Annotated in this window: 20 protein-coding genes and 1 pseudogene; 18 read left to right on the top strand and 3 right to left on the bottom strand. The window is 38.6% G+C overall.

All coding sequences use genetic code 11. The annotated features are described in order from the left end of the window. The first annotated feature begins 149 nt into the window (after positions 1 to 149). On the top strand, positions 150 to 923 hold the full coding sequence (locus NST66_RS03845; protein WP_340843070.1) for an EAL domain-containing protein: 774 nt from the start codon (positions 150 to 152) through the stop codon (positions 921 to 923). Positions 924 to 1,147: 224 nt separating this feature from the next. Beyond that, positions 1,148 to 3,121, top strand: a complete 1,974-nt coding sequence (locus tag NST66_RS03850) for a diguanylate cyclase domain-containing protein (RefSeq protein ID WP_340843071.1) — start codon at positions 1,148 to 1,150, stop codon at positions 3,119 to 3,121. Positions 3,122 to 3,144: 23 nt separating this feature from the next. Here NST66_RS03850 and NST66_RS03855 read toward each other — a convergent pair whose 3' ends face one another. Then, positions 3,145 to 3,459, bottom strand: a complete 315-nt coding sequence (locus NST66_RS03855) for a winged helix-turn-helix transcriptional regulator (protein ID WP_013055757.1) — start codon at positions 3,457 to 3,459, stop codon at positions 3,145 to 3,147. 289 nt (positions 3,460 to 3,748) lie between these two features. On the opposite strand from NST66_RS03855, the gene NST66_RS03860 reads away from it, so the two are divergent. Together NST66_RS03860 and gdh are read left to right on the top strand one after the other, a co-directional pair. Further along, positions 3,749 to 4,600: a GRP family sugar transporter gene (locus NST66_RS03860; protein WP_028412283.1), complete on the top strand. Its 852-nt coding sequence runs from the start codon at positions 3,749 to 3,751 to the stop codon at positions 4,598 to 4,600. A gap of 62 nt (positions 4,601 to 4,662) precedes the next feature. Then, positions 4,663 to 5,448 (top strand): glucose 1-dehydrogenase, encoded by a 786-nt coding sequence (gene gdh, locus NST66_RS03865; RefSeq protein WP_340843072.1) that lies wholly within the window; start codon positions 4,663 to 4,665, stop codon positions 5,446 to 5,448. A 187-nt stretch (positions 5,449 to 5,635) separates the two neighbouring features. Here gdh and NST66_RS03870 read toward each other — a convergent pair whose 3' ends face one another. Further along, complete coding sequence (locus NST66_RS03870; protein WP_340843073.1) at positions 5,636 to 6,598, bottom strand: bile acid:sodium symporter family protein; 963 nt, start codon at positions 6,596 to 6,598, stop codon at positions 5,636 to 5,638. A gap of 201 nt (positions 6,599 to 6,799) precedes the next feature. Between NST66_RS03870 and NST66_RS03875 the strand changes: the two genes are divergently transcribed. The 14 genes and pseudogenes from NST66_RS03875 (at position 6,800) to NST66_RS03940 (ending at position 21,341) form a co-directional block, all read left to right on the top strand. After that, the gene (locus NST66_RS03875) at positions 6,800 to 7,000 is read left to right on the top strand and encodes a DUF3311 domain-containing protein (protein WP_013055761.1); all 201 of its coding nucleotides are present in this window, start codon (positions 6,800 to 6,802) and stop codon (positions 6,998 to 7,000) included. After that, on the top strand, positions 6,997 to 8,460 hold the full coding sequence (locus NST66_RS03880; protein ID WP_028412714.1) for a sodium:solute symporter family protein: 1,464 nt from the start codon (positions 6,997 to 6,999) through the stop codon (positions 8,458 to 8,460). The genes NST66_RS03875 and NST66_RS03880 overlap by 4 nt, the downstream gene beginning before the upstream one ends. Positions 8,461 to 8,545: 85 nt before the next feature. Beyond that, a complete protein-coding gene (locus NST66_RS03885) occupies positions 8,546 to 8,725 on the top strand; it encodes a hypothetical protein (RefSeq protein WP_080754383.1) in 180 nt (59 codons plus the stop codon). Positions 8,726 to 9,319: 594 nt separating this feature from the next. Beyond that, positions 9,320 to 10,627 (top strand): sensor histidine kinase, encoded by a 1,308-nt coding sequence (locus NST66_RS03890; RefSeq protein ID WP_033578240.1) that lies wholly within the window; start codon positions 9,320 to 9,322, stop codon positions 10,625 to 10,627. 1 nt (position 10,628) lies between these two features. Then, a complete protein-coding gene (locus NST66_RS03895) occupies positions 10,629 to 11,552 on the top strand; it encodes a response regulator (protein ID WP_034269927.1) in 924 nt (307 codons plus the stop codon). A 218-nt stretch (positions 11,553 to 11,770) separates the two neighbouring features. Continuing rightward, positions 11,771 to 13,042, top strand: a complete 1,272-nt coding sequence (locus NST66_RS03900; RefSeq protein WP_028407730.1) for a cation:dicarboxylate symporter family transporter — start codon at positions 11,771 to 11,773, stop codon at positions 13,040 to 13,042. Positions 13,043 to 13,175: 133 nt separating this feature from the next. Further along, a complete protein-coding gene (locus tag NST66_RS03905; RefSeq protein ID WP_013055768.1) occupies positions 13,176 to 13,355 on the top strand; it encodes a YfhD family protein in 180 nt (59 codons plus the stop codon). Positions 13,356 to 13,854: 499 nt separating this feature from the next. Beyond that, complete coding sequence (locus NST66_RS03910; protein WP_016766438.1) at positions 13,855 to 14,319, top strand: C40 family peptidase; 465 nt, start codon at positions 13,855 to 13,857, stop codon at positions 14,317 to 14,319. 195 nt (positions 14,320 to 14,514) lie between these two features. Further along, positions 14,515 to 15,390 carry an N-acetylmuramoyl-L-alanine amidase family protein gene (locus tag NST66_RS03915; RefSeq protein ID WP_340843074.1) on the top strand — a complete coding sequence of 292 codons (876 nt, stop codon included), beginning with the start codon at positions 14,515 to 14,517 and terminating at the stop codon, positions 15,388 to 15,390. A gap of 217 nt (positions 15,391 to 15,607) precedes the next feature. Further along, positions 15,608 to 19,429 carry an Ig-like domain-containing protein gene (locus NST66_RS03920; protein WP_340843075.1) on the top strand — a complete coding sequence of 1,274 codons (3,822 nt, stop codon included), beginning with the start codon at positions 15,608 to 15,610 and terminating at the stop codon, positions 19,427 to 19,429. Between the two features lie 183 nt (positions 19,430 to 19,612). Beyond that, positions 19,613 to 20,455 (top strand): aldo/keto reductase, encoded by an 843-nt coding sequence (locus NST66_RS03925; protein WP_116741425.1) that lies wholly within the window; start codon positions 19,613 to 19,615, stop codon positions 20,453 to 20,455. 131 nt (positions 20,456 to 20,586) lie between these two features. Then, positions 20,587 to 20,834, top strand: a pseudogene (locus NST66_RS03930) (hypothetical protein). Between the two features lie 86 nt (positions 20,835 to 20,920). Next, the gene (locus NST66_RS03935) at positions 20,921 to 21,088 is read left to right on the top strand and encodes a Fur-regulated basic protein FbpA (protein ID WP_116741427.1); all 168 of its coding nucleotides are present in this window, start codon (positions 20,921 to 20,923) and stop codon (positions 21,086 to 21,088) included. A 49-nt stretch (positions 21,089 to 21,137) separates the two neighbouring features. Beyond that, the gene (locus NST66_RS03940) at positions 21,138 to 21,341 is read left to right on the top strand and encodes an IDEAL domain-containing protein (RefSeq protein WP_016766443.1); all 204 of its coding nucleotides are present in this window, start codon (positions 21,138 to 21,140) and stop codon (positions 21,339 to 21,341) included. Between the two features lie 528 nt (positions 21,342 to 21,869). Here NST66_RS03940 and NST66_RS03945 read toward each other — a convergent pair. Continuing rightward, complete coding sequence (locus tag NST66_RS03945) at positions 21,870 to 23,225, bottom strand: arsenic transporter (protein WP_116741429.1); 1,356 nt, start codon at positions 23,223 to 23,225, stop codon at positions 21,870 to 21,872. Positions 23,226 to 23,360 lie beyond the last annotated feature (135 nt).

Below are 23,360 nucleotides of genomic sequence, written 5' to 3' on the forward strand. Positions count from 1 at the left end.
GTAAGCCTCCAGCAATTCCAAAAATACTAAATCACTTAATGGAATATCTTACTTTTAATGGACAATTATCTGTTTTTAGGATATATTTTTATAAGTTTAGATTATGGAAGAAATAGTATATTGAAAACGAAAGGTGATTAAACGAAAGAATGGATGCTCATGTTTTAAAGGAACTGACGTATGAAGACTTTCAGTTTGTATATCAGCCTATTTATGCGCTGGATTCGTGGGAGACGCTGGGTTTTGAGGCTTTGCTGCGCACGTCTTTCGCAAAAGGGCAAATTGAAGAGTTGTTTTCACTGGCAAGACGCCATAATTATTTGTACAAGCTTGATACGATGGCAATTGAAGGGGCTATAAAGAACTTTCCGTTTGAGGTATTGAAATCTGAGGATTTATTTATCAATGTGTTTCCCTCTACTCTTCTCCACCCGCATTTCCAACGGTTTTTAACATATCTGTTGAACACCTATAAAAACGCGAAACATCGTATTGTATGGGAGTTAAATGAAACGCTTCATGAAAAAAAATTATGGGAATCGCCTGCTCTTTTTGCCCGAGCAATGAGTTTGAAAGAGGCCGGTTTCAAAATTGCGATTGATGATTTTGGAGCAGGGGCCGCAGCGATGAGACAGGTAAGCATGTATGAGCCTCACTATATGAAATTGGACCGAAGCTATGCGGAAGGACTAGCCGACTGCAAGCAAAAGAAAGATCTGATTGATTTGCTTGTTAACTATTATCCGCATACGAATCTCATTTTAGAAGGTGTTGAACGAGATAAAGATTTAGCCGCAGCGATTTCGTTAAACCTACATGCTGCTCAAGGCTATTTGCTGGGCATGCCGCAGTCGATCTCTTCCTACTTAACTTATAATAAGTACCGCAGTTTATTCAGACGAGAAAGGCTGTTGAACTCTTAAACCATACACTTCACTAAATAGATAATTTATCGTAATATAAAAGCGAGTAATTAGACCTATATGAAACATAGATGCCTTGAATTTTTATAAAATTATGTGATTTTGTACTATTGTTAAAATATTTTAAGAGATAAAGAAGACGTGTTGGTTCGGGAGAATGAGTGAATTGCATATCAAAACAAGACGTTTAGTGAAATTCCAAAGGCAGATGGAGGATATTTAGTATGTATAGTGAAGGGGTATTCCAATTTTATTTTATGAATATGCCGCAGCCTGTTATTTTAATTCAGCAAGAAAAACATCAGCTGTATTATAAAGAATGTAACAAAGCAGCTCAGCAATTCTTTGACAAAATGGAAGACAAGATAATCAATAAAGAAGAAAATCTGCTTTTTTACACACTTTGTGAAAAAGCCATTGCCACGAAAGAACCGATTCAATATCAATACATACAGCTTTTTCAGCCCGACCGGCATGCATATGAAGTAACTTTTACTCCTCTTTTTAATCAAGCGACAGCCCCTTCACATGTCCTTGTCATGGCTCAAGAAATTCATTATAAAAAAACACAGGAAGAGAGCACGCGTTTACTCGATGCGTTTCTAGAAAATACGGTAGACGCCATTCTAATTGCTGATTGTGATGAGAAGGTCTTAACAGTCAATGGAGCATTCGAAAAGCTATTTCAGTGGAGAAAAGAAGAAGTTATCGGAAAAAGCCGTCAAGAGATGAACATCGTGTCAAAGAAAGAGGAACAAGAAAACCTTAAATTAATCGAAGAATTAAAAAATGGTAAGACGCTGTCTCCTTATGAAACAGTCAGGTACACAAAAAGCGGCGAAGGCGTGTGTGTATCTGTCAGCTGTTCACCGATTTATGACTATCAAAATCAACTGGTCGCCTATTCAGTGATTTACCGAGATATCACAGCTATTAAAAAATTAGAATTAGAGCTCATAAAAAGCAAACAGTGGTACAAATCGCTATTTACAAACCACCACCACGCAGTTTGTATGCTGAATTTGGACGGTGCGATTTTAAATATTAACAGCGCATTCTTAGAAACGCTGCAGCTTTCTGCAAGCGATGTGCTGCATAAAAATTACCGAGACATTGCTAAAAGACTGGGAGCCTGTAATTACAAACGTTGGAATGTATATGAAGAAATTAGTTATAGTACAGAGATAACATTCCGAAGAAGCCAACATTCTATACAACATGTTTATATTACAACGATTCCTGTCAAAGTAAATAATCAAACGGTTGGCGCCTATGCAATCTTACACGATATTACGCCTCAAAAAGAAGCAGCAGAACAGCTGGCGTATACGCTGAAAGAACTTGAAAATATAAAATATGCGCTTGATGAATCAGCTAGCGTTATGATTATAAATGCAAGTGGAACTATTACCTATGTAAATGATATGTATGTACAGTATTCAGGTTACGAAAAAGAAGATTTAGTAGGGAAGTATTATCGAGATGCAGGGCTTAATCATGATCATCATGAGCTGCTTGAAACAATAAAAAGCGGAAAAGTATGGCGAGGACAGCTTGAAATGGGGACGAAGCATCATCAGTCATACTGGGTATCGAAAACAATTGTGCCGTTAAAAGATATAGACGGAAATATTACTCATTATGTATCCATTCATAATGATATTACTGAACAAAAAGCGCTAGAAAATAAACTTCATTTTGAAGCCACTCACGATAGTTTAACAGGTCTTCCCAACCGGGCAATGTTATTAAAAGAGTTAAATAAAGTAATTGAAAAAGGGCAGCAAAAAAGCGATGAGTTTTTTGCGCTTTTGTTTCTTGACTGTGATAATTTTAAGCAGATTAACGATGAATATGGCCATCATATAGGCGACGAATTTCTAAAAGCATACACGAAGAGATTAAAGAGCTGTGTGAGGAAAGGCGATCGTATTTATCGTTTGGGCGGAGACGAGTTTATCATTATTTTAAACGTAACAAATGGACGAGAAATTGAACAAATTGCTAGGCGAATTCACGTATCTCTTCAGCAAAGCTGGAATGTACGGGGCTATTGTTTGCGCACCACAACTACCATCGGCGTCTCTATTTATCCAGAAGACGGGGAATCGGCTGCTTCATTATTAAAAAATGCAGATGATGCGTTATATAAAGGAAAAAGAGAAGGGAAAAATAATTATATCCTCTATCAAACGTAAAAAAAGCCTCCAAAGAGGCTTTTTTATTTTATCCATGTTTTTGCCCACTTGCTGACGGGTCCTAAGATCATACCAAGCTCTGATCCTTTTTTAGTTAAAATATATTCAATACGAACCGGACGTTCAGGAATAACGTGCCGGATTACAATTCCTTCTTCTTCTAACTCTTTCATTCGTTCGGTTAACATTCGTTTACTTAAAGAGGGAATGCTGCTGTGAATTTCACTAAAGCGTTTAGGACCGCTCATCAGGACATAAATAATTAATCCATTCCATCTTTTTCCTATTATATCAAACGTTTTCCACACTTTTGGACATAACTCATCAAATTCATTCATTCATGCCACCTACTTTATTGTATATAGGATATTAAAAGTAACCCTTATAATGTTATTATATACTAGCATTTGGATAATGAAAAGGCTATCTTTTTTTATTTTCAAAACTTTCAGTAGCTTGCAAACGCTGTATTGTAAAGTTTTTAAAAAAAGTCACAGAATCGACATATTATTATTGACGTATCAAGAAAAAAGGTCTAAGATTGGTTACATAAAGTTACCTAGTTAAATAAAAGGTACTTTAAATTTACAATTACATCAAGAGTTTGAGAAAGAAGGTTAGTATCAAATGGATATCCTTTTGGCTATTCTTCCTGCGATTTTCTGGGGAAGTATTGTCCTGTTCAACGTTAAATTGGGCGGAGGTCCTTACAGTCAAACGCTTGGGACTACAATTGGTGCGCTGATCTTTTCAGCCGTTATTTATTTCGTAGTTCATCCAGTTTTGACGCCGCTTATTTTTATTGTCGGAATCGTTTCAGGATTATTTTGGGCAGTTGGGCAAAGTAATCAGTTGAAAACGATTGATTATATTGGTGTTTCAAAAACCATGCCAATTTCAACTGGTATGCAGCTTGTGACAACATCACTATTTGGTGTTATCGTGTTTCACGAGTGGTCAACAACAACAACCGTTATTTTAGGCGTGTTAGCTCTTATTTTTATTGTTATTGGTATCGTGCTAACATCACTAGAAAGCGAAAAAAACCCAGAGCAATCTGGACAATTCAAAAAAGGGATTATTACCCTTATTGTTTCAACAATTGGATACTTAGTGTATGTAGTTGTCGCTCGTTTATTTAATGTAGACGGCTGGTCGGCACTATTCCCACAAGCTATTGGTATGTTAATTGGTGGACTTATACTTACTTATAAACACAAACCGTTTAATAAATATGCAATTCGCAACATTATTCCAGGCCTTATTTGGGCAGCTGGTAACATGTTCTTATTTATCTCTCAACCTAAAGTAGGGGTTGCAACAAGCTTCTCATTATCACAAATGGGAATCGTTATTTCAACGCTTGGCGGTATCTTCTTACTTGGAGAAAAGAAAACAAAGCGTCAGCTTATTTCAATTACGATTGGTATTGTGCTCATCATTTTAGGTGGCGTATTCCTCGGAATGGCTAAAAGTTAACGTTTACGTAAAAGTTAATGATAGTATGTATGAATAAATGAAAACACTAGGAGGATTTTATTATGTATACAGATTTAAAAGATAAAGTAGTTGTAATTACAGGTGGATCAACAGGTTTAGGTCGCGCAATGGCTGTTCGTTTCGGTCAAGAAGAAGCAAAAGTTGTTATTAACTATTACAACAATGAAGAAGAAGCTTTAGATGCGAAAAAAGAAGTAGAAGAAGCAGGCGGACAAGCAATCATCGTTCAAGGCGACGTAACAAAAGAAGAAGACGTTGTAAATCTTGTTCAAACAGCTATTAAAGAATTCGGTACATTAGACGTTATGATTAACAACGCTGGTGTTGAAAACCCAGTTCCTTCTCATGAGCTATCTTTAGACAACTGGAACAAAGTTATTGATACAAACTTAACAGGTGCATTCTTAGGAAGCCGTGAAGCAATTAAATATTTCGTTGAAAACGACATTAAAGGAAACGTTATTAACATGTCTAGTGTTCACGAAATGATTCCTTGGCCATTATTTGTTCACTACGCAGCAAGTAAAGGCGGTATGAAACTAATGACGGAAACATTGGCTCTTGAATATGCGCCAAAAGGTATCCGCATAAATAACATTGGACCAGGTGCGATGAACACACCAATCAACGCTGAAAAATTCGCAGATCCTGTACAACGTGCAGACGTAGAAAGCATGATTCCAATGGGTTACATCGGTAAACCAGAAGAAGTAGCATCAGTTGCAGCATTCTTAGCATCATCACAAGCAAGCTATGTAACAGGTATTACATTATTTGCTGATGGTGGTATGACGAAATATCCTTCTTTCCAAGCAGGAAGAGGCTAATAGTTTTTAATCGATGTAGAAAAAAAAGACATGGCAAAAGCGCCATGTCTTTTTTTCTATACCTAAGCGAATGCCACCCCCCTTGCGGGGTTGGTGGCATTCGCCTAGGTAAAACTTTTTAAGAACTTTTTAAAACCTTTTTGAGAAGAGTCAAGGGAGTTTTTTGATCCCTTATAAATTTGTTATATTAGCCAGCCATTTTTTTATCAGACGATGGCTGGTTTTTGTCTTTTAGTTTGCTGAAGATAAAGGCTAGCACTGAGCCTGAGATGTTGTGCCAGACGCTGAAGATGGCGCTTGGGACAGCGGCTAGCGGCGAAAAGTGAGTGGAAGCAATGGTAACGCCGAGCCCTGAGTTTTGCATGCCAACTTCCATTGCGACCGCTTTTTGTTTGGCTAACTCCATTCCGCATAAGCGGGCAAAGAAGAAGCCGATTGTGAAACCAAGAATGTTGTGAAGCACGACTACGGCAAAAATGATACCACCCGTTTTAGCAAGCTGCGCTTGGCTTCCTGCCACAACGGCAGATACAATCAAAACAATTGCGACTACTGAAACAAGGGGAAGAGCTTTGGAACTCGCTTCTGCAGCTTTTCCAAAAAACTTTTTGATCGTAAATCCAAGAGCAAGCGGAATGATGACAACTTGTATAATGGAAATAATAAGAGACATGATATCAATATCGACCCACTTGCTTGCAAATAATAAAATAAGAAGCGGTGTAACAATCGGTGCTAAAATGGTTGAAACAGAAGCGATAGCGACTGCGAGCGCAACGTTTCCTCGAGCCAAAAAGACCATTACGTTTGATGATGTGCCGCTTGGACAGCAGCCTACTAAAATAACGCCCACTGCTATTTCTTTTGGTAAATCTAAGCCAATCGCCAAACCGAATGCGAGAAGCGGCATAATGATAAAATGTCCTACCACGCCTAGTGCTACTTCTTTCGGTCTTCGAAATACTTCGCTGAAATCAGACGCTGACAGCGTTAATCCCATTCCAAACATGACAATTCCTAAAAGCGGAACGATATACTTTCCAATCCATACAAAGTGCTCTGGGAATGAATAGGCAATAACGGAAATTAAAATAACCCAAAGCGTAAATGTTTTTCCTGCAAATGTACTGATTTTCTCTATTGTTTTCATCTGTACGATACCTCCTGCGAACTATAAGAAGAAATTATACTATTTATTCAGAAAAATGAAAACAGTATTTTTGTAAAATAGTACAGAATATTTTATCTTTTGGAGATTATTTCAGTTTAAATGCAAGCATTCCTTCATTGAATGGACAGAATATGTGGTAATATAAAGAAGTTAGTTTTAGAAAGTCGGAGGAGTTTAGTCATGAAATTTATCTATATTTTGTCTGTCCTTCCGTTCGTAGGCATATTAGGGTTTCTTCCTTTTGTTAATCGAGTGACTCCGTTTGTTCTCGGTATGCCGTTCAATATGTTTTGGATGGTGATATGGGTGGTGCTTACGTCCATTATTTTAGGGGTTATGTATAAGCTTGATCCCAGAAATCGGGAAGGGGAAGAAGAATGAATAGTGCACTTATTATTATTTTACTATTTTTAGTGGCAGCTATTTTTCTTGGCATACGATCAACCAAAGGCAAGGATATGAACTTGGAGCAGTGGACGGTAGGCGGACGCGGTTTCGGGGCTATTTTAGTGTTTGTGCTGATGGCCGGAGAAATCTATACAACGTTTTCGTTTCTAGGCGGAAGCGGATGGGCTTATGGAAAAGGAGCTCCTGCACTTTATGTCTTAATTTATATTAGCTTATCATATGTCTTATCATACTGGCTTCTTCCTGTTATTTGGAAGTATGCAAGAGATCATAAGCTCGTCTCGCAGCCTGATTTTTTTGTAAGCAAATATAAAAGCCCTTACCTTGGTGTGCTTGTAGCTGCTGTAGGAGTGATTGCGGTCATTCCTGTTATTGTTGTGCAGTTAAAAGGATTGGGAATTATTGTATCACAAGCATCATACGGCGCCATTTCAATGCCGGCAGCCATTTGGATGGGAGCTATCAGTTTAACGCTGTATGTGATGATATCCGGTATCCACGGTTCTGCATGGACGGCCGTTATTAAAGACATTATGATGCTTGCTGTGATTGGATTTTTAGGTATTTATTTACCTTTTCATTATTACGGAGGATACGGTCCAATGTTTGAAGCTGTGAATACAGCGAAGCCAGGATTTTTAAAGTTTCCTGAGCAAGGATTAAGCGTCTCGTGGTTTATTTCGACCGTTATTTTACTAGTACTTGGTTTTTATATGTGGCCGCAGGTGTTTAGCTCAAGCTATACAGCGAAAAATGCAAAGGTATTTCGCAAGAATGCAATCATTAGTCCTCTTTATACCTTAATGCTGCTCTTTGTGTTTTTTGTTGGGTTTGCAGCTATTTTAAAAGTTCCTGGTTTAAGCGGAGGAGACGTGGATCTTGCGCTATTACGTATCTCAATCCAAACGTTTGATCCTTGGTTTATTGGAATTATAGGAGGAGCGGGTTTGCTGACAGCGCTTGTGCCGGGATCGATGCTGTTAATGAGTGCGTCAACGCTGCTGGCTAAAAACATATACAAACCGTTTGCGCCTCAAGCAAGCGAAGCGCGTATTGCTCGTTTAGCGAAAAGCTTTGTACCGGTTGTGGCACTCATTTCCGTTTACTTTACGCTAAACGGAGGAACGACGCTATCAACAATTATTTTGATGGGCTATAGTCTAATGACACAGCTGTTTCCATCTCTGCTTTTCAGTTTGAAGAAAAATAACTTTGTAACGAAACAAGGAGCAGCGTGGGGGATTGTTGCTGGAATTATTGTAGTGGCCTATATTACAATCAGCGGCTCTACGATTGGTACGTTGTTCCCGTCACTGCCTCAGCAAATGAAAGATATCAACGTCGGATTTATTGCGCTGCTTATCAACTTTATCGTAATGTGGGCAGTCAGTATGCTCACAAAGCAAAACGAGGCTGAGACAAAAGTATATTAGACGAAGTGAAAAACGAACCATTGATCAACACGTTTGATTAGTGGTTCGTTTTTTTGTTAGGGTCAACGGTAGACCCTTCTAGCAGTTGATTGGAGGGCAAGACGAAGACTCCTGCGGGAAAAGCGGAACAGGTGAGACCCCACAGGAGCGCAAGCGACGAGGAGGCTCAGCGGCCGCCCGCGGAAAGCGACGTCTTGCACGGAAATCAACTGCGGTGTCACAAGCGGTTCAGCTCATGTCTACCGTTTGTTCGTCTTTAGATTAGATTCATCTCATTATGTCTCAGCCTTGTTTTTTCTAATCAAACAGCAAAGAGCCAAAGGAATAGGATCATCCTTTGGCTCTTTACGTGGCTTTTAACCGATAATTTGTAAAATTTCCTACATCAACTGATTTACGCTAAAGCGGGAACTCGGTCGTTATAGTAAATAACTTCCGATAGGATCTTACACCCTTTAATCTCCTGAAATGTCTTTTTCGCCTCTACCTCTGATTCAAATTCAAACATAGTCGGACTTTGGTTTTTCGAGTAAACGGTAATGATCCACATTGTAAAATAAGCTCCCCCTGTAAAATAATAGTTTTCCTTTTTAGTGTAGCTATCAGGTGATGTAATAATAATTGAATAGTTGTGATACAGCCTCACATTTTAAAAGGTACTTCTACTATACAACAAAAATTACAAAATAAAACAAGAAAATCTAAAAAACTACAAAGAATAATGAAAGAGAATAAATAACCGTTTATATATGGGCTATATTTATAAATGGAAGTGGGAGTGCAAAAAATATAGGAAGAGCGATTGTCTTTTAGATTGCTAAACTATATACTTATGTTCAAAAAGTGCAGGACGTGAACGATGAAAGTTGATACGGTAGTAAAAAAAGATGTTTTACTCATTTTGGTGATGATAGTTGTTGTGCCGCTAGCAGGAGAGCTTAAATATTATCCTTTTCATGATACGTATAGAGTCAGCTTTGCTGTGCCCATTTTTTTCTTTTCACTGCTGCTTTTAAGAAAGGTATCTCCTGTAATACCAGGTATTTTAGTTGCGAGTGCTATAGTGGGCTTTCGAATGTACCTTGATTGGTATAATTACGAATCATTTGATTTTCTGCATTCTTTGCAGATTCGATGCTCAGCAGGGATTTATTATCTTGTTTATGCCATTGCTTTTTCTTGGTTTAAGATTAACGATTTTCATTCAAAGCCGTGGATTATTGGCATATGGAGCATCATCATCGAAACGGTTTCAGGCGGCATGGAACTGCTTTGTATGTATGTGATGGTTCACCATCATATTGTGTTTCCGGAGTTCATGCAAATTTTTATTGTAGGCGTCTTTCGAAGTTTCTTTGTTTTATGTCTGTTTAGCATGATCAAGCTTTACGAAGGGCAGCTGAGAGAACGGCAAATCTCTCAAAAAAATGATCAGCTGCTTGTTGTGCTTTCAAATTTGTATGAAGAATCCATTCATTTGAAAAAAACGCTGCAAGACGCTGAGAGAATTACGAAAAAGTCGTATGATTTATATGAAGAACTACACGAAGCAGATATCCACCAGCTTACTTCGCTGCACGAATTTAGCCAAAAAGCATTACAAATTGCAGGAGAAGTACATGATATTAAAAAAGACAACCAGCGGATATCAGCAGGGTTGTCCAAGGTCATTACAAAAGAGGAATTTTCTGAGTATATGGAAATCGAAAGTCTGCTTCAAATCGTCATGCGCAGCAATGAAAAGTATGCGGCGATGTTAGCAAAAGATATTCATTTTTCATATTCGGTTCTAGGAGAGCATCCTCGCTATCACGTGTACTTGTTTTTGTCATTAATTAATAACTTAGTAACGAATGCAGTCGAAGCGATTGAAAAAGAAGGCGCGATTATTATCGACGTCTGCCGAGAAGAAGACCGCATTTTACTATATGTAAGAGACAGCGGTCCCGGTGTAAAAAAAAGGCATGAACGTCTCATTTTTAAAGCGGGATTTACATCCAAATACGCAAAGGACGGGACGCCTTCTACAGGTCTTGGGCTTGTCTACGTTAAGCAAATGACCGAGCAGCTGGGCGGGAGTATTCAATTTATTAATCTGTCTCCAAGCCCCGGTGTTCAATTTACTATAGATTTACCTATTTCTACGTTAATGGGGGATAAGGACTAATATGCGATTTTATATCATAGATGATGACGAAGTCTTTCGTTCAATGTTAGCTGAAATTATTGAAGATAATGATTTAGGAGAGGTTATAGGGGAGGCAGAAGACGGAATTGTCTTAAATGATCAATCTTCTCTATTGCAGCAGATCGATATTTTATTTATTGATTTGTTGATGCCCATTCAAGACGGAATCGAAACCGTGCGCAAAATAAAAGATACTTTTAAAGGCAAAATTATTATGATGTCACAGGTAGAAACAAAAGATTTGATTGGAAAAGCCTACTCGCTTGGCATTGAATACTATATCACGAAGCCGCTTAATCGTATGGAAGTGCTCATGGTCATTCAAAAAGTAATTGAACGAATTCATGTTCAACAATCAATGGAGAAAATTCAAGAATCGTTAAATACCGTACTTAATATAGGAAACCAGCAAAAAACGCCTGCTTCTGGTAAAAAAGAAAGCGATCCGGCAGAAGCGTGCAGGTTTCTTTTAAGAGAACTTGGGATTTTAGGAGAAAGCGGAAGTAAAGATTTAATCGAAATCATCAATTACCTGCATCAAACGGAAAAGAGCACGATGTATGAACAGCATTTTCCTTCTCTCAAAGAAATTTTTGAGAAAATTACCGTTAGAAAGCTTGGTTCATCTTTTACAGAAGACGTGCTGCAAAAAGAAATGAAAGCAGCCGAACAGCGAGTAAGAAGAGCCATTTATCAGTCTTTAAATCATTTGACCTCTCTTGGGATGGTTGACTTCTTTAATCCTAAATTTGAAAATTACGCTTCTAAGTTTTTCGATTTTTCAATGGTGCATCAGCGCATGAGAGATATAGAAAAAGGAACGGGAAAAAGCAGTACTCCGAGCCGTATAAATGTAAAGAAATTTATCCAAATGCTCTATTATGAAGTCAAACAAACGCTGTAGTAAAAAAACTACAGCGTTTTCATTTTGTAATTTTCTAAAAACTTTTTTTGTTAGTTTCAGTAGGTTTGTGTTAGATTTTGTGATGCCTATGATAATGTAATCTTATGAATAAAAGAACTACTTAATAAACAGTTCTTAATGGAATTGTATCTGTTGAATACAGTAAGTGCAAATAAACAGCTTCGAGCTGTTAGAAAAAAGAAGGAAGGTGCAAAGATATGTTCAAAAAGCTTGGATTAGCAGGACAAATTTTAATTGGTTTGATTGCAGGTATTATTGTAGGGGCCATTTTTTACGGAAATCCTAAAGCAGTTGAAGTATTGCAGCCAATTGGAGACGTATTCATTCATTTAATTAAAATGATCGTGGTGCCGATTGTTATATCTAGTATCATTGTGGGCGTTGCGGGTGTTGGTGATATTAAGAAGCTTGGTAAATTAGGCGGAAAAACAATTCTTTACTTTGAAATCATTACAACGGTTGCCATTGTTGTAGGCTTATTGGCAGCTAACTTGCTTCACCCTGGTACTGGTGTGGACCGCAGCGGTCTTGAAAAATCAGATATCAGCAGCTACACATCAACGGCAGAAGCTACAGAGCAAAAAGGATTTGTAGAAACATTTGTTCACATCGTTCCAACGAATGTATTTGAATCAATTGCTGCAGGCGACATGCTGCCAATTATTTTCTTCTCGGTCCTATTTGGACTTGGAATTGCATCAATCGGTGAAAAAGGAAAGCCGGTTCTAAGATTTTTTGAAGGCACGGCAGAAGCGATGTTTTGGGTAACGAATTTAGTTATGAAGTTTGCACCGTTTGGCGTATTTGCATTAATCGGTGTAACCGTATCAAAATTTGGACTAGCGTCTCTGATTCCGCTTAGTAAGCTTGTAATTGTTGCTTACGGCACAATGATTTTCTTTGTATTAGTGGTACTAGGACTTGTAGCTAAATGGGCAGGCGTTAACATCTTCCATTTATTAAAAGTGCTAAAAGATGAACTGCTGCTAGCATTTTCAACTGCAAGTTCAGAAACAGTATTACCGCGTATTATTGCGAAAATGGAAAAGTTCGGATGTCCTAAAGCAATTACATCTTTTGTTATTCCGACGGGGTATTCGTTTAACTTAGATGGATCTACTCTTTATCAAGCGCTTGCTGCGATCTTTATTGCGCAAATGTACGGTATTGATATGAGCATCACACAGCAAATTTCACTGATATTAATTTTAATGGTTACATCTAAAGGAATTGCAGGAGTTCCGGGCGTATCGTTTGTTGTACTGCTTGCAACGCTTGGATCTGTAGGACTTCCGGTAGAAGGCCTTGCTTTTATCGCTGGAATCGACCGTTTGTTAGATATGGGACGTACAGCGGTAAACGTAATTGGAAACTCACTTGGTGCAATCGTCATTTCGAAGTGGGAAGGTCAATTTAACGATAAAGACAAGGAAGCTTATATTAACGAAGTAACGAAAAAAGTATCGTAATTACAAACGTATTTTAGTTGAAGGAAGATCCGAACGAGTAATCGTTCGGATTTTTTCGTTTGAATTTGCTTTGAAAAGTTGGGAATAGTAACTAAAGATGAAAAACAAATGATTGATACAAGGAGGTCACAACATGGGAAGAGCAAATAATCACAAATCATCACATAACAACAAAGGGTCACTGCCTCAAACACCAAAAGAGTTAAAAATTGCTCCGGATCAAGCAAATGAAGAATTTTCACGCGAGTTAGCGCAGCATCATGATGCTAAAGCGAAACAGGACTTAATTTTGAAACAGCAAAAAGAAAAGTAAAAGAAAAAAAACTGAGACATAATGAAATGAATCCAGCCTAAAGACGAATAAATGAGATACATGACCTGGACTGCTTGTGACACCGCAGTTGATTTCCGTACAAGGCTTCGCTTTCCGCGGGCGGGCGCTGAGCCTCCTCGTCGCTTGCTCTCCTGCGGGGTCTCACCTGCTCCGCTTTTCCCGCAGGAGTCTTCGCCTTATCCTCCAATCAACTGCTAGAAGGAACGAAACAAATAATACTATGTTCACAATCACAAAAAAACGAACCACTAATCAGACATGCTGATTAGTGGTTCGTTTTTCCCTAAGTGAAAAATGCTTTTGTCCCATCCTCTTTTTTATAAACAACTAAAGATAAAAATTCCTAAGTAACCATTTTGTAACATTATTTAATCATAGCGTAATAGTTTTTGAGGCTTTTTTCATTATAATTAAACCGAACACATTGAAAAATAGGTTCATAGAAACGTAACGTTCGGTTACATAATGGAGGAAAAAAATGAAAAAAGCCATCATTGGGTCTATAACGGCAGCTGCAGTTTTATTTAGCGGAGCCAGTCCGTTTATTGCACCTGCTCAAACAGTAGAAGCAGCGTCATATTCATATAAAGATACGGCTATTGCTACTGGTAAAAAATTAATGGGTGTTCCTTATAAATGGGGAGGCACAACAACAAAAGGTTTTGACTGCTCTGGATTTATTCAATACATTTTTAAAAAGGCTGGAAAAACACTTCCGCGCACAACGGAACAAATGTATCGAGTAGGGACAAGCGTTTCAAAAGCAAAGCTTCAAAAAGGAGATTTAGTTTTCTTTCAAACGTATAAAAAAGGTCCTTCACATGTAGGCGTGTACTTAGGAAATAATCAGTTTCTTCAAGCTTCTACGTCTAAAGGCGTGACGATTACATCTCTTAGCAACAGCTACTGGAAAGCACGTTATATTGGTGCAAAACGGATTTAACCATCCGTCATTTTTTTGGAAAACAACACTACATTGTGTAGTGTTGTTTTTGTTTGCATATACATAACGTATTGCCGATATTATTTTTAACGTTTTATACAAAAAAAACCATATTCTGTGAGATAATAACGTTAACACATTTTGTACTTTAACATAAGGAATATCCCACTCTATTCGAAAGTTTGGTGAGCGAAGATGAAGCGCTTAGTATGGAGTTATGGAATAGGTATTGTTGCAATAGTAGCAGTACTCTCATTTTTCTTTATGATGAAAGGTCAAACAGAGAAAGCCGTCGTTAGCGGAGATGTACCAAAAGCTCATGCACAGGGAGAAAGAGTGAAGCAGCCCATCTCACAGTTCCAAGCAGTACAGCCTCATGAAGCAGGTAATGAAGTAAAAAATGTAAAAAACAACATGCCTGCAAAAGCCGATCCGCCTCCTTTTTTAGTCTACATTGACCCTGGTCATCAAGCTCAGGCTAACCTAGAGAAAGAGCCAATCGGGCCGGGAGCAGCAGAAACAAAAAGTAAAGTTTCCGGAGGTACATCAGGTGTGGTGACCAAGAAGCCGGAATACAAGCTGACGTTGGAAGCCTCTATGATATTAAAACAGCTTCTCGAAGAAAAAGGCATAACCGTAAAGCTTACTCGCAGTTCTCACGATGTGAATATCAGCAACCGGGAACGAGCGGAGCTTGCGAATAATTCAAAAGCTGACTTACACGTACGTATCCATGCAGATGGTTCTGAAAATACTTCTGTAAAAGGATTTTCTGTGCTCACTCCTGCAGAAGATAATTCCTATACAAAGTCTATTTATCAAAGCAGTTTACAAGCATCTCAAGCTATTCTGACAGAGGTGGAAAAAGATCAGTTTGTCGAAGTGGACGGCATTCGCTATCGCAGTGATCTTTCAGGATTTAACTGGTCGACTGTACCCGTAACGCTAGTAGAGCTTGGGTATATGACGAATTCAGAAGAAGACCGGAACCTGTCTGATCAGGCTTACCTTACAAAGCTGATGAATCATGTTGCAGACGGTATCGTGGCATATGAAGGAATGACAAAATAAAAGGTGGAAAGACCTATAAAAGCGTGTGACTAAATCAATTGATTTATGTCACACGTTTTTTTTGTCGTTCATATGATATAAAAAAGCGTTTTTTCGACAAAAAAATGGACGAGCAGAAAAGAAAACTAGGTAAAATGCTTTAATTTTTATAGAACTGTGTCGATATAACGAGAGATATTAAAATGCGTTAGACAGTACACGAAAATGGGGGAACAAGATGAGAAAGTTAACGGCATTAGCTTTAGTACTAAGCGTACTGCTGTTTCAATTCACGCCGCTTGCTAGCGTGAAAGCTGAAACGGTAGAACCAGTTGTGTCTGTAAAATTAGTAAACTATTTAGGAGATCAGCATGCAATTACAATTAAGCCGTCTTATTTATACACTATTAAAAACTCGGATTTGGTCTTAAATGCAAATACAGAGTATACGGTAACCGCAACAACTCAAGGTGTCACTTTAAAACAAGGAAGCACGGTCTTAGGTGAATTTACAAGCTTTGAAATTACACCTTCTCTTTATAAAAATCCCGTATCTATTAACGGCAGACAGTATTTAGGGGACGTGGCGTTTACAAATGAAAAGGGAACGTATGTCAGACCTGTTAATACGCTCCCGATTGAAGACTATTTAAAAGGCGTTGTGCCAAATGAAGTCTATACATCTTGGAATCTGCAAGCTTTAAAAACTCAGGCGGTTGCAGCAAGAACATACGCAATGAGCTATGCAGGAAAAGTAATCAATGACACGGTAAGCTATCAAGTATACGGTGGCTATACGTGGTATGACAGTACAAACCAAGCAGTAGATCAGACATTCGGACAAGTAGTTACCTACAACAATAAATTAATCAACGCCGTTTTCTCATCAAGCAACGGGGGAAGAACCGAATCAAACAGCAACGCTTGGGGAGGGACTCAGCTTTCTTATTTCCCGGTGAAAGAAGATCCATACGATAAGCAGACGCCGTGGACGTTAGCTATTCAAAAAACGCAAATTGATTTAACAGGAAAAGATTTAGCTAACTATAGCGCTTGGTGGAATACGGTTTCTGAAAAAGATAAAACCGTTACAGATAATTTGAAGTCATGGTTAGTAGCCAATAAGCATCCTGGTAAAACGATTAAAATTACGTCTATTCCAAAGGTGAGTTTTTATGCTCCTTCATCAGGAGGTCGTGTGACTAAAGGTGCAATTACAGTGGACTACCTCGTTAAAGGAGATGTAGACAGTTCGCAAAAACTAGTGGTTCATCATTTGGAATTAAAAGATTTAACATCGACGAAGCTAAAATCAATGTTAAACAGCCGTGCGATGCTTAGTCTGCTTGTAACGGAAACAAATGAAACAAGCACATCAACAACTTTTAATGGGAAAGGAAATGGACACGGTGTTGGAATGAGTCAATACGGTGCTCAAAAAATGGCAAGCCTAGGCAAAGACTATCGTGAAATTTTAGATTTTTATTATCCAACGACTACTCTTTTAAGTTTTTATACAACAAAATATCCGCGAAAAGAGCAGGAGCAAGAAGCACCGAAAGATACGGTTGCGCCTGATGCACCTTCAGTTAATGCACTAGGAGACAACCAAATATCGCTTACGGGCGTGACAGAACCAAATGCTTCTGTTATTGCAAAAGTGGAAAATGAAGTAATTGGAACGGGTCTTGCTGATGAAGCTGGAAAATTTGCAATTACGATTGCCAAGCAGCCAGCAGATACAAAAGTGTCTGTAACGTCTAAAGATGCAGCTGAAAATGAAAGCACGGCTACAGTAGTGAGCGTAACGGATCAAACGCCGCCTTCTGTTCCAATTGTAAATGAAGTAAGTGACCAAGATACGACCGTAACAGGCGTAACAGAAGCAAACGCCGCCGTTACGGTAAAAGCAGGCAATGCAACGTTCTCTGCAGTAGCGGATGGTAACGGTACATTTACTGTTTCAATTCCAGTACAAATAGGCGGAACAACAATAGCGGTAAGTGCAAAAGATAAAGCAGGAAACGAAAGCCAAGCGCCTTCTTTTGCGGTTAAATCTACGTTAAAAGCACCGCTTGCACCCAAAGTAAATGAAGTAAGTGATCAAGACACAATGATCAAAGGAACGGCTGAAGCAAATGCGACGGTCATCGTTAAAAACGGAAGTCTTCAGCTTGCAGCAGGCAACGCAGATGCGAAAGGAAATTACAGCATCTCGATTGCGAAACAAAAAGCAGGAAGCACGCTGTACGTGACGGTTCAAAATGCAGGTGGAACAAGTTCAGCCGCTGCGGTGAACGTACAGGATAAAACGGCACCAGCTGCGCCAAAAGTAAATGCAGTAAGTGATCAAGATACAAAAGTTACAGGTGCAGCAGAAGCAAATTCTACAGTTACGGTAAAAGTAGGAACTACAACTGTAGGAACGGCTAAAGCAGGTGCAAATGGAGCGTTTTCTGTTTCCATTTCTCATCAAAAAGCGAATACAAAGCTAAGCGTACAAGCAAAAGATGCAGCAGGAAATAGCAGTACTGTATCGACTGTAACGACTGTAACTGTTACGGCAAAGCAAAAAGCTCCGCTCAAACCGACAGTGAATGAAGTGAGTGATCGAAGCACAGCCGTTACGGGTACCGCAGAAGCAAATGCAACGGTTGTCATTAAAAACGGAAGTCTTCAGCTTGCAGCTGGTAAAGCAGATGCTAAAGGAAATTACAGCATCTCGATTGCGAAACAAAAAGCAGGAAGCACCCTGTCTGTAACGGCTGGAAACACAGCGGGCGTGAGTCCAGCTGTAACTGTAACCGTGCAGGATAAAACAGCACCCGTTACACCAAAAGTGAACGCTGTAAGCAATCAAGATACAGTCGTAACGGGAAGCACAGAAGCGGGCGCGGAAGTGCATGTGAAAATTGATAAAAAAGTAATTGGCAAAGGAAATGCGAAATCGGATGGAACGTTCAGCATCACCATTCCAAAGCAGCTTGCTGCTACAAAATTAGCTGTTATTGCAAAAGATGCAGCTAATAACTACAGCTCCAATGCGTTTGTAACGGTTAGTGCCGTACAGACAAAACCAGTGCTTCCAACCGTTAATACGCTTACTGAAAAAAGTACAGCAGTAACGGGAACAGGAGAAAAAAATGCGTCCATTTATATTAAAGTAGGCGGAAAAATTATTGCAAGTGGGAAAATTGATGGAAACGGCAAGTTCAGCGTGAAAATTCCTGCTCAAAAAGCAGGAACAGAAGTGACGGCGGTACTGCAAAATAAAGTCGGATACAGTCCGTATAAAATTGTAAAAGTGCAAGATACAACGCCGCCGGCACCTCCGGCAGTTGATGCCGTTACGTCTTTGTCCACATTTATCTCGGGAAAAACAGAAGCAAATGCCCTGATTACGATTAAAAGCGGTACAAAGCTAATCGCGTCAGGCAAAGCAGATACTAAAGGGCAATTTAAAGTAACGATTCCAAAACAAACAGCAGGCGTAAAGCTGGCTGTTACAGCAAAAGATGCAGCTAATAACTACAGCTCCGATGCGTTTGTAACAGTTAGCGCTGTGCAGACAAAACCAGCGCTTCCAACCGTTAATACGCTTACTGAAAAAAGTACAGCAGTAACGGGAACAGGAGAAAAAAATGCGTCTATTTATATTAAAGTAGGCGGAAAGATTATTGCGAGTGGAAAAATTGATGGAAACGGCAAGTTCAGCGTGAAAATTCCTGCTCAAAAAGCAGGAACGGAAGTGACGGCAGTTCTGCAAAATAAAGTCGGATACAGTCCGTATAAAATTGTAAAAGTACAAGACACAACCCCTCCGGCACCTCCTGCAGTGAATGCCGTTACGTCTTTGTCCACGTTTCTCTCTGGAAAAACGGAAGCAAATGCTGTGATTACGATTAAAAGCGGTACAAAAGTAATCGGATCAGGCAAAGCAGATAGCAAAGGCCAGTTTAAAGTAACGATTCCAAGACAAAAAGCAGGCGTAAAACTGGCTGTTACAGCAAAAGATGCCGCTGGAAACACAAGTTCAGCAGTCAATATAAACGTTAAATAAAAACAAAAAAGAATTCTCCGCGGAGGATTCTTTTTTTAGTGATTTTTAAGAGGGATAGAAGGTTACTAAAAGGTTACCTTAGAACTTTGAAGTGCCTAACTTACTTTAAAGTGGGTTCTATCTTTTTCTTTTTTTCTGTTTCATAATAACAAATGTAAAGAAATTAGCAGGGGGTTTTTTATAATGAGCAATCATTTGCAAGATACAGTAACACTTCATAACGGAGTCAAAATGCCTTGGTTTGGATTAGGTGTATTTAAAGTAGAAGAAGGGCCTGAATTAGTGAACGCCGTGAAAACAGCTATCGTCAAAGGCTATCGCAGCATTGATACGGCAGCTATTTATGGAAATGAAGAAGGTGTAGGAGAAGGAATTCGCCAAGGTCTGAAAGAAGCAGGTCTTTCACGCGAAGACATTTTTGTTACATCAAAAGTTTGGAACGCAGATTTAGGCTATGAAGAGACGCTAGCTGCTTACGAAACAAGCTTACAAAAGCTTGGCTTAGAATATTTAGATCTATACTTAATTCACTGGCCGGTAGAAGGCAAGTATAAAGCAGCGTGGAAAGCATTAGAAACGCTGTATAAAGAAGAAAAAGTAAGAGCTGTAGGCGTAAGTAATTTTCAAATTCATCATTTAGAAGACTTAATGAAAGATGGAGAGGTTAAGCCTGTTATTAACCAAGTGGAATATCATCCTCGTTTGACGCAAAAAGAGCTGCATGCTTTTTGTCAAAAGCACGATATTCAGCTAGAAGCATGGTCTCCGCTTATGCAAGGAGAATTGCTAGATAACGATGTGTTAAAAGAAATTGCTGAAAAACACGGTAAATCAGTTGCTCAAATTATTCTGCGATGGGATCTGCAAAACGGAGTTATAACGATTCCAAAATCGACAAAAGAACATCGTATTGTTGAAAATTCATTGGTATTTGATTTTGAATTGGATGCTGAAGACGTAAGTAAAATTAATGAATTAAACCAAAATCACCGAGTAGGTCCAGATCCGGACAACTTTGATTTTTAATAGAAGAACTAAGAGGCTGGGAGAAACGTATTTTAGCCCAAGTGAAAAACGAACCATTGATCAACAAGTTTGATTAGTGGTTCGTTTTTTTTATGGTGAATACAGCTTCATCTGTTTCGTCTTTCCAGTAGTTGATTGAAGGGAAAGGCGAAGACTCCTGCGGGAAAAGCGGGACAGATGAGACCCAGCAGGAGTCAAGCGACGAGGAGGCTCAGCGCCCGCCCGCGGAAAGCGAAGCCTTGCATGGAAATCAACGGCGGTGTCATAAGCGGTTCAGCTCATGTATCTCATTTGTTCGTCTTTAGGTTGGATTCAGTTAGTTATGTCCCGGCCTCTTCTTATGCATTATTACATAAATTTAACATTTTCTTCACAGTGAGCTAAAGGACGGGCCGTATCATAAAGAAAGGTCGTGAAAGATAGAGAAATCATTTCATTTTTAAGCGTAAAATAGGCGGTGTAACGATGACAAAACAAGCTTACTCTCACATACAATGTAAAAAAACATCAATGATTGATTTATTGCTGGATGCAGGGATTTATAAAAAAGGAAACAAGCAGCTATACGAGCTTACGCTTCAAGAGCTAGAATCAGAATACGAAGCTGTTTCACAGCAGCGCATATCTCAATGAAATTTTGATACATTGCTAGAATTTGTTATAATAGAGGAAAGGATAGGAGTTGATTTATATCGAAAAGCACCCGACAGACTCGCAGCCCATCCGTATGGATATCCTCGATTCTATATTTGCTAAAATGGTATTAAATAAGGCTATCCGAGATTTTAGAAGAGACCAAATTTTACGTGAAGTCGATCAAACATTAGAAGAAAGAAACAAAGAAAAATTTTTTCAATTAATTGAAGAATTAAAATCAATTTCGTAAAGGGCGTTCGCGCGATAGAATTTGATTTTATCATTTTAGCATATAAAAACAGGTAAGAAGCGGCATGCTTAGTTACCTGTTTTTTTGTCGTTTTATTGTAAAACAAGGCCTTACATAAGAAGTGCACCTTGCTAGTAAACAGACAAAAAGAGCAAGTCTAATGTACTCACTCTTTTCAGAAAGGTATGGGTGTTAATGAGAAAATGAATGTCACTCTCTAAATGTTGCGTGTGGGGTTTAGAAAGTTCTATGCATCTGCATATTTTCTACTTCATTCGCTCTATGTATTGTTAAAGTAACAATATAACCATATCTTATCACATGAAGGAAATTCGATTCAATATATTTATTGATTTTCTTTTTAAATTGTTCTAAATAATTAGTGAATGTAAAAAAATGTTTTTATTGGGTGAATGTATATCTATAAAAAACAATAGAAAAATATGGTGGGGTTTTTATGGGAGACATTTGTTTATTTCTGACGGACTGTAAGCTTCAAAAGAGTACAATCCGTCCTGTAAATCAGTATTAAGAAAAAATGAGCTGAACCCAGTAGAATAGGAGGAAAAGAGTAACGATCGTGGTAAGCGGGATAACAATAAGTGATACTTTTAAATAATCTTTCCATTTTACCTTGATATGATTTTCTTTTAAAATATGCATCCAAATAAGAGAAGCCAGTGTTCCAATCGGCAATAAAAGCGAGCCCATATCACTTCCAATAATATTAGCAAGATAAATGGTTTTAAGAGTAATAGGATCGAGCCCCATTTCAGTCAAGGTAATGGTTCCGACCATCAGGGCAGGGTGATTGTTAAACAAGTTAGAGAGAATAGAAACAAGTCCTCCCATGATAAAGCTTGCTTCAAAAAGTCCTCGATTTACGATTGGCTCGCAAACTTTTACAAGCAGCTCCGTCAACCCTACGTTATGCAGTCCGTAAATAATAACGTACATCGAAAAGGCAAAAACGAAAATGTGCCACGGCGTTTTCTTTAAAATATCAATCGGGTTTGTACGTAAGTGATACCATCTCCAAACAAGTAAGGTCAGTGAGCCCAGTACAGCAACCAATTCGATTGGTATGCCGAAATAAGAGGCGACAAATAGGAGACAGCGCATAACAAACACAAATAATAAAACTTTCAGCATAAATTGTGTGCGTTTACGTTTTGTTTCAACAGAAATGCTTCCTTTTAAGGGGTGAAACTGTTTCGTAAAGAAACTTTCTTCTATATCTTTTGAAGCATGCGGCAGTTTTTTTGGCAAATGGCGTTTTACGACCGTATACATGAGCCAAGACATAAATAATAAACCAAGTGTCGCCGGTACAAACATCATCGCTGTGTGCATATAAAGCGACATATGAACAATTTTTAAGGCAATCAAATTGACAATATTACTTACACCTATAGGCGCGCTGGAAGCGGTAGCAATAAGCGCTCCACTTAAAAGGTAGGGGATCTGCTGGTGGGGTTTTAGCTGAAGGTTTTTCAAAAGTAGAATTAAAATTGGAGTGGTAATTAAAATACTGCCGTCATTATTAAATAGTAAAGTCATTAAAAAGCAAAGCAGTTGAATGTACCAATATAATCGGTACCCTGAGCCTTTGGATAAACTCACTAGTCGTGCAGCTGCCCAGTGGAAGAATCCAAAACTTTCTAATATGACGGCCATGACAATGGTGGCAATAATGGTGATAGAAGCGCCGCTTATCTTTGCAAAAATATCAACAATGTCTGATTTGGATACAATCCCTGTAAGCAGGATAATGGCTGCTCCTATGGCTGCCGGCCATGCTTCGTTGATGCCGTTTGGCCTCCAAAAAATGACGAGCATTGTCATTGTAAACACGAAAATGGCAATTCCAATTTCAATATTCATCAGTATGCTCCTTTCTTCTAAAATTTGTAATGAATATACCCTTGCATGTCCCTTACACTCTATTTATATTCATTTATTACTAGAAGGATTGTGCATAAGACCATTTTTGCTAATATGTTTGTTTATCTTGCCAAG

It is taken from the genome of Priestia sp. FSL W8-0524 (genome assembly GCF_038005965.1).
GTDB classification, from domain to species: Bacteria; Bacillota; Bacilli; order Bacillales; family Bacillaceae_H; genus Priestia; species Priestia zanthoxyli.

Coding starts and splice junctions, on each gene's coding strand:
- NST66_RS03895 (WP_034269927.1), top strand. CDS start 10,629: ATGCGATTTTATATCATAGATGATGACGAAGTCTTTCGTTCAATGTTA.
- NST66_RS03860 (WP_028412283.1), top strand. CDS start 3,749: ATGGATATCCTTTTGGCTATTCTTCCTGCGATTTTCTGGGGAAGTATT.
- NST66_RS03945 (WP_116741429.1), bottom strand. CDS start 23,225: ATGAATATTGAAATTGGAATTGCCATTTTCGTGTTTACAATGACAATG.
- NST66_RS03850 (WP_340843071.1), top strand. CDS start 1,148: ATGTATAGTGAAGGGGTATTCCAATTTTATTTTATGAATATGCCGCAG.
- NST66_RS03880 (WP_028412714.1), top strand. CDS start 6,997: ATGAATAGTGCACTTATTATTATTTTACTATTTTTAGTGGCAGCTATT.
- NST66_RS03910 (WP_016766438.1), top strand. CDS start 13,855: ATGAAAAAAGCCATCATTGGGTCTATAACGGCAGCTGCAGTTTTATTT.
- NST66_RS03845 (WP_340843070.1), top strand. CDS start 150: ATGGATGCTCATGTTTTAAAGGAACTGACGTATGAAGACTTTCAGTTT.
- NST66_RS03870 (WP_340843073.1), bottom strand. CDS start 6,598: ATGAAAACAATAGAGAAAATCAGTACATTTGCAGGAAAAACATTTACG.
- NST66_RS03920 (WP_340843075.1), top strand. CDS start 15,608: ATGAGAAAGTTAACGGCATTAGCTTTAGTACTAAGCGTACTGCTGTTT.
- NST66_RS03890 (WP_033578240.1), top strand. CDS start 9,320: ATGAAAGTTGATACGGTAGTAAAAAAAGATGTTTTACTCATTTTGGTG.
- NST66_RS03905 (WP_013055768.1), top strand. CDS start 13,176: ATGGGAAGAGCAAATAATCACAAATCATCACATAACAACAAAGGGTCA.
- NST66_RS03900 (WP_028407730.1), top strand. CDS start 11,771: ATGTTCAAAAAGCTTGGATTAGCAGGACAAATTTTAATTGGTTTGATT.
- NST66_RS03915 (WP_340843074.1), top strand. CDS start 14,515: ATGAAGCGCTTAGTATGGAGTTATGGAATAGGTATTGTTGCAATAGTA.
- NST66_RS03925 (WP_116741425.1), top strand. CDS start 19,613: ATGAGCAATCATTTGCAAGATACAGTAACACTTCATAACGGAGTCAAA.
- NST66_RS03855 (WP_013055757.1), bottom strand. CDS start 3,459: ATGAATGAATTTGATGAGTTATGTCCAAAAGTGTGGAAAACGTTTGAT.
- NST66_RS03875 (WP_013055761.1), top strand. CDS start 6,800: ATGAAATTTATCTATATTTTGTCTGTCCTTCCGTTCGTAGGCATATTA.
- gdh (WP_340843072.1), top strand. CDS start 4,663: ATGTATACAGATTTAAAAGATAAAGTAGTTGTAATTACAGGTGGATCA.
- NST66_RS03935 (WP_116741427.1), top strand. CDS start 20,921: ATGACAAAACAAGCTTACTCTCACATACAATGTAAAAAAACATCAATG.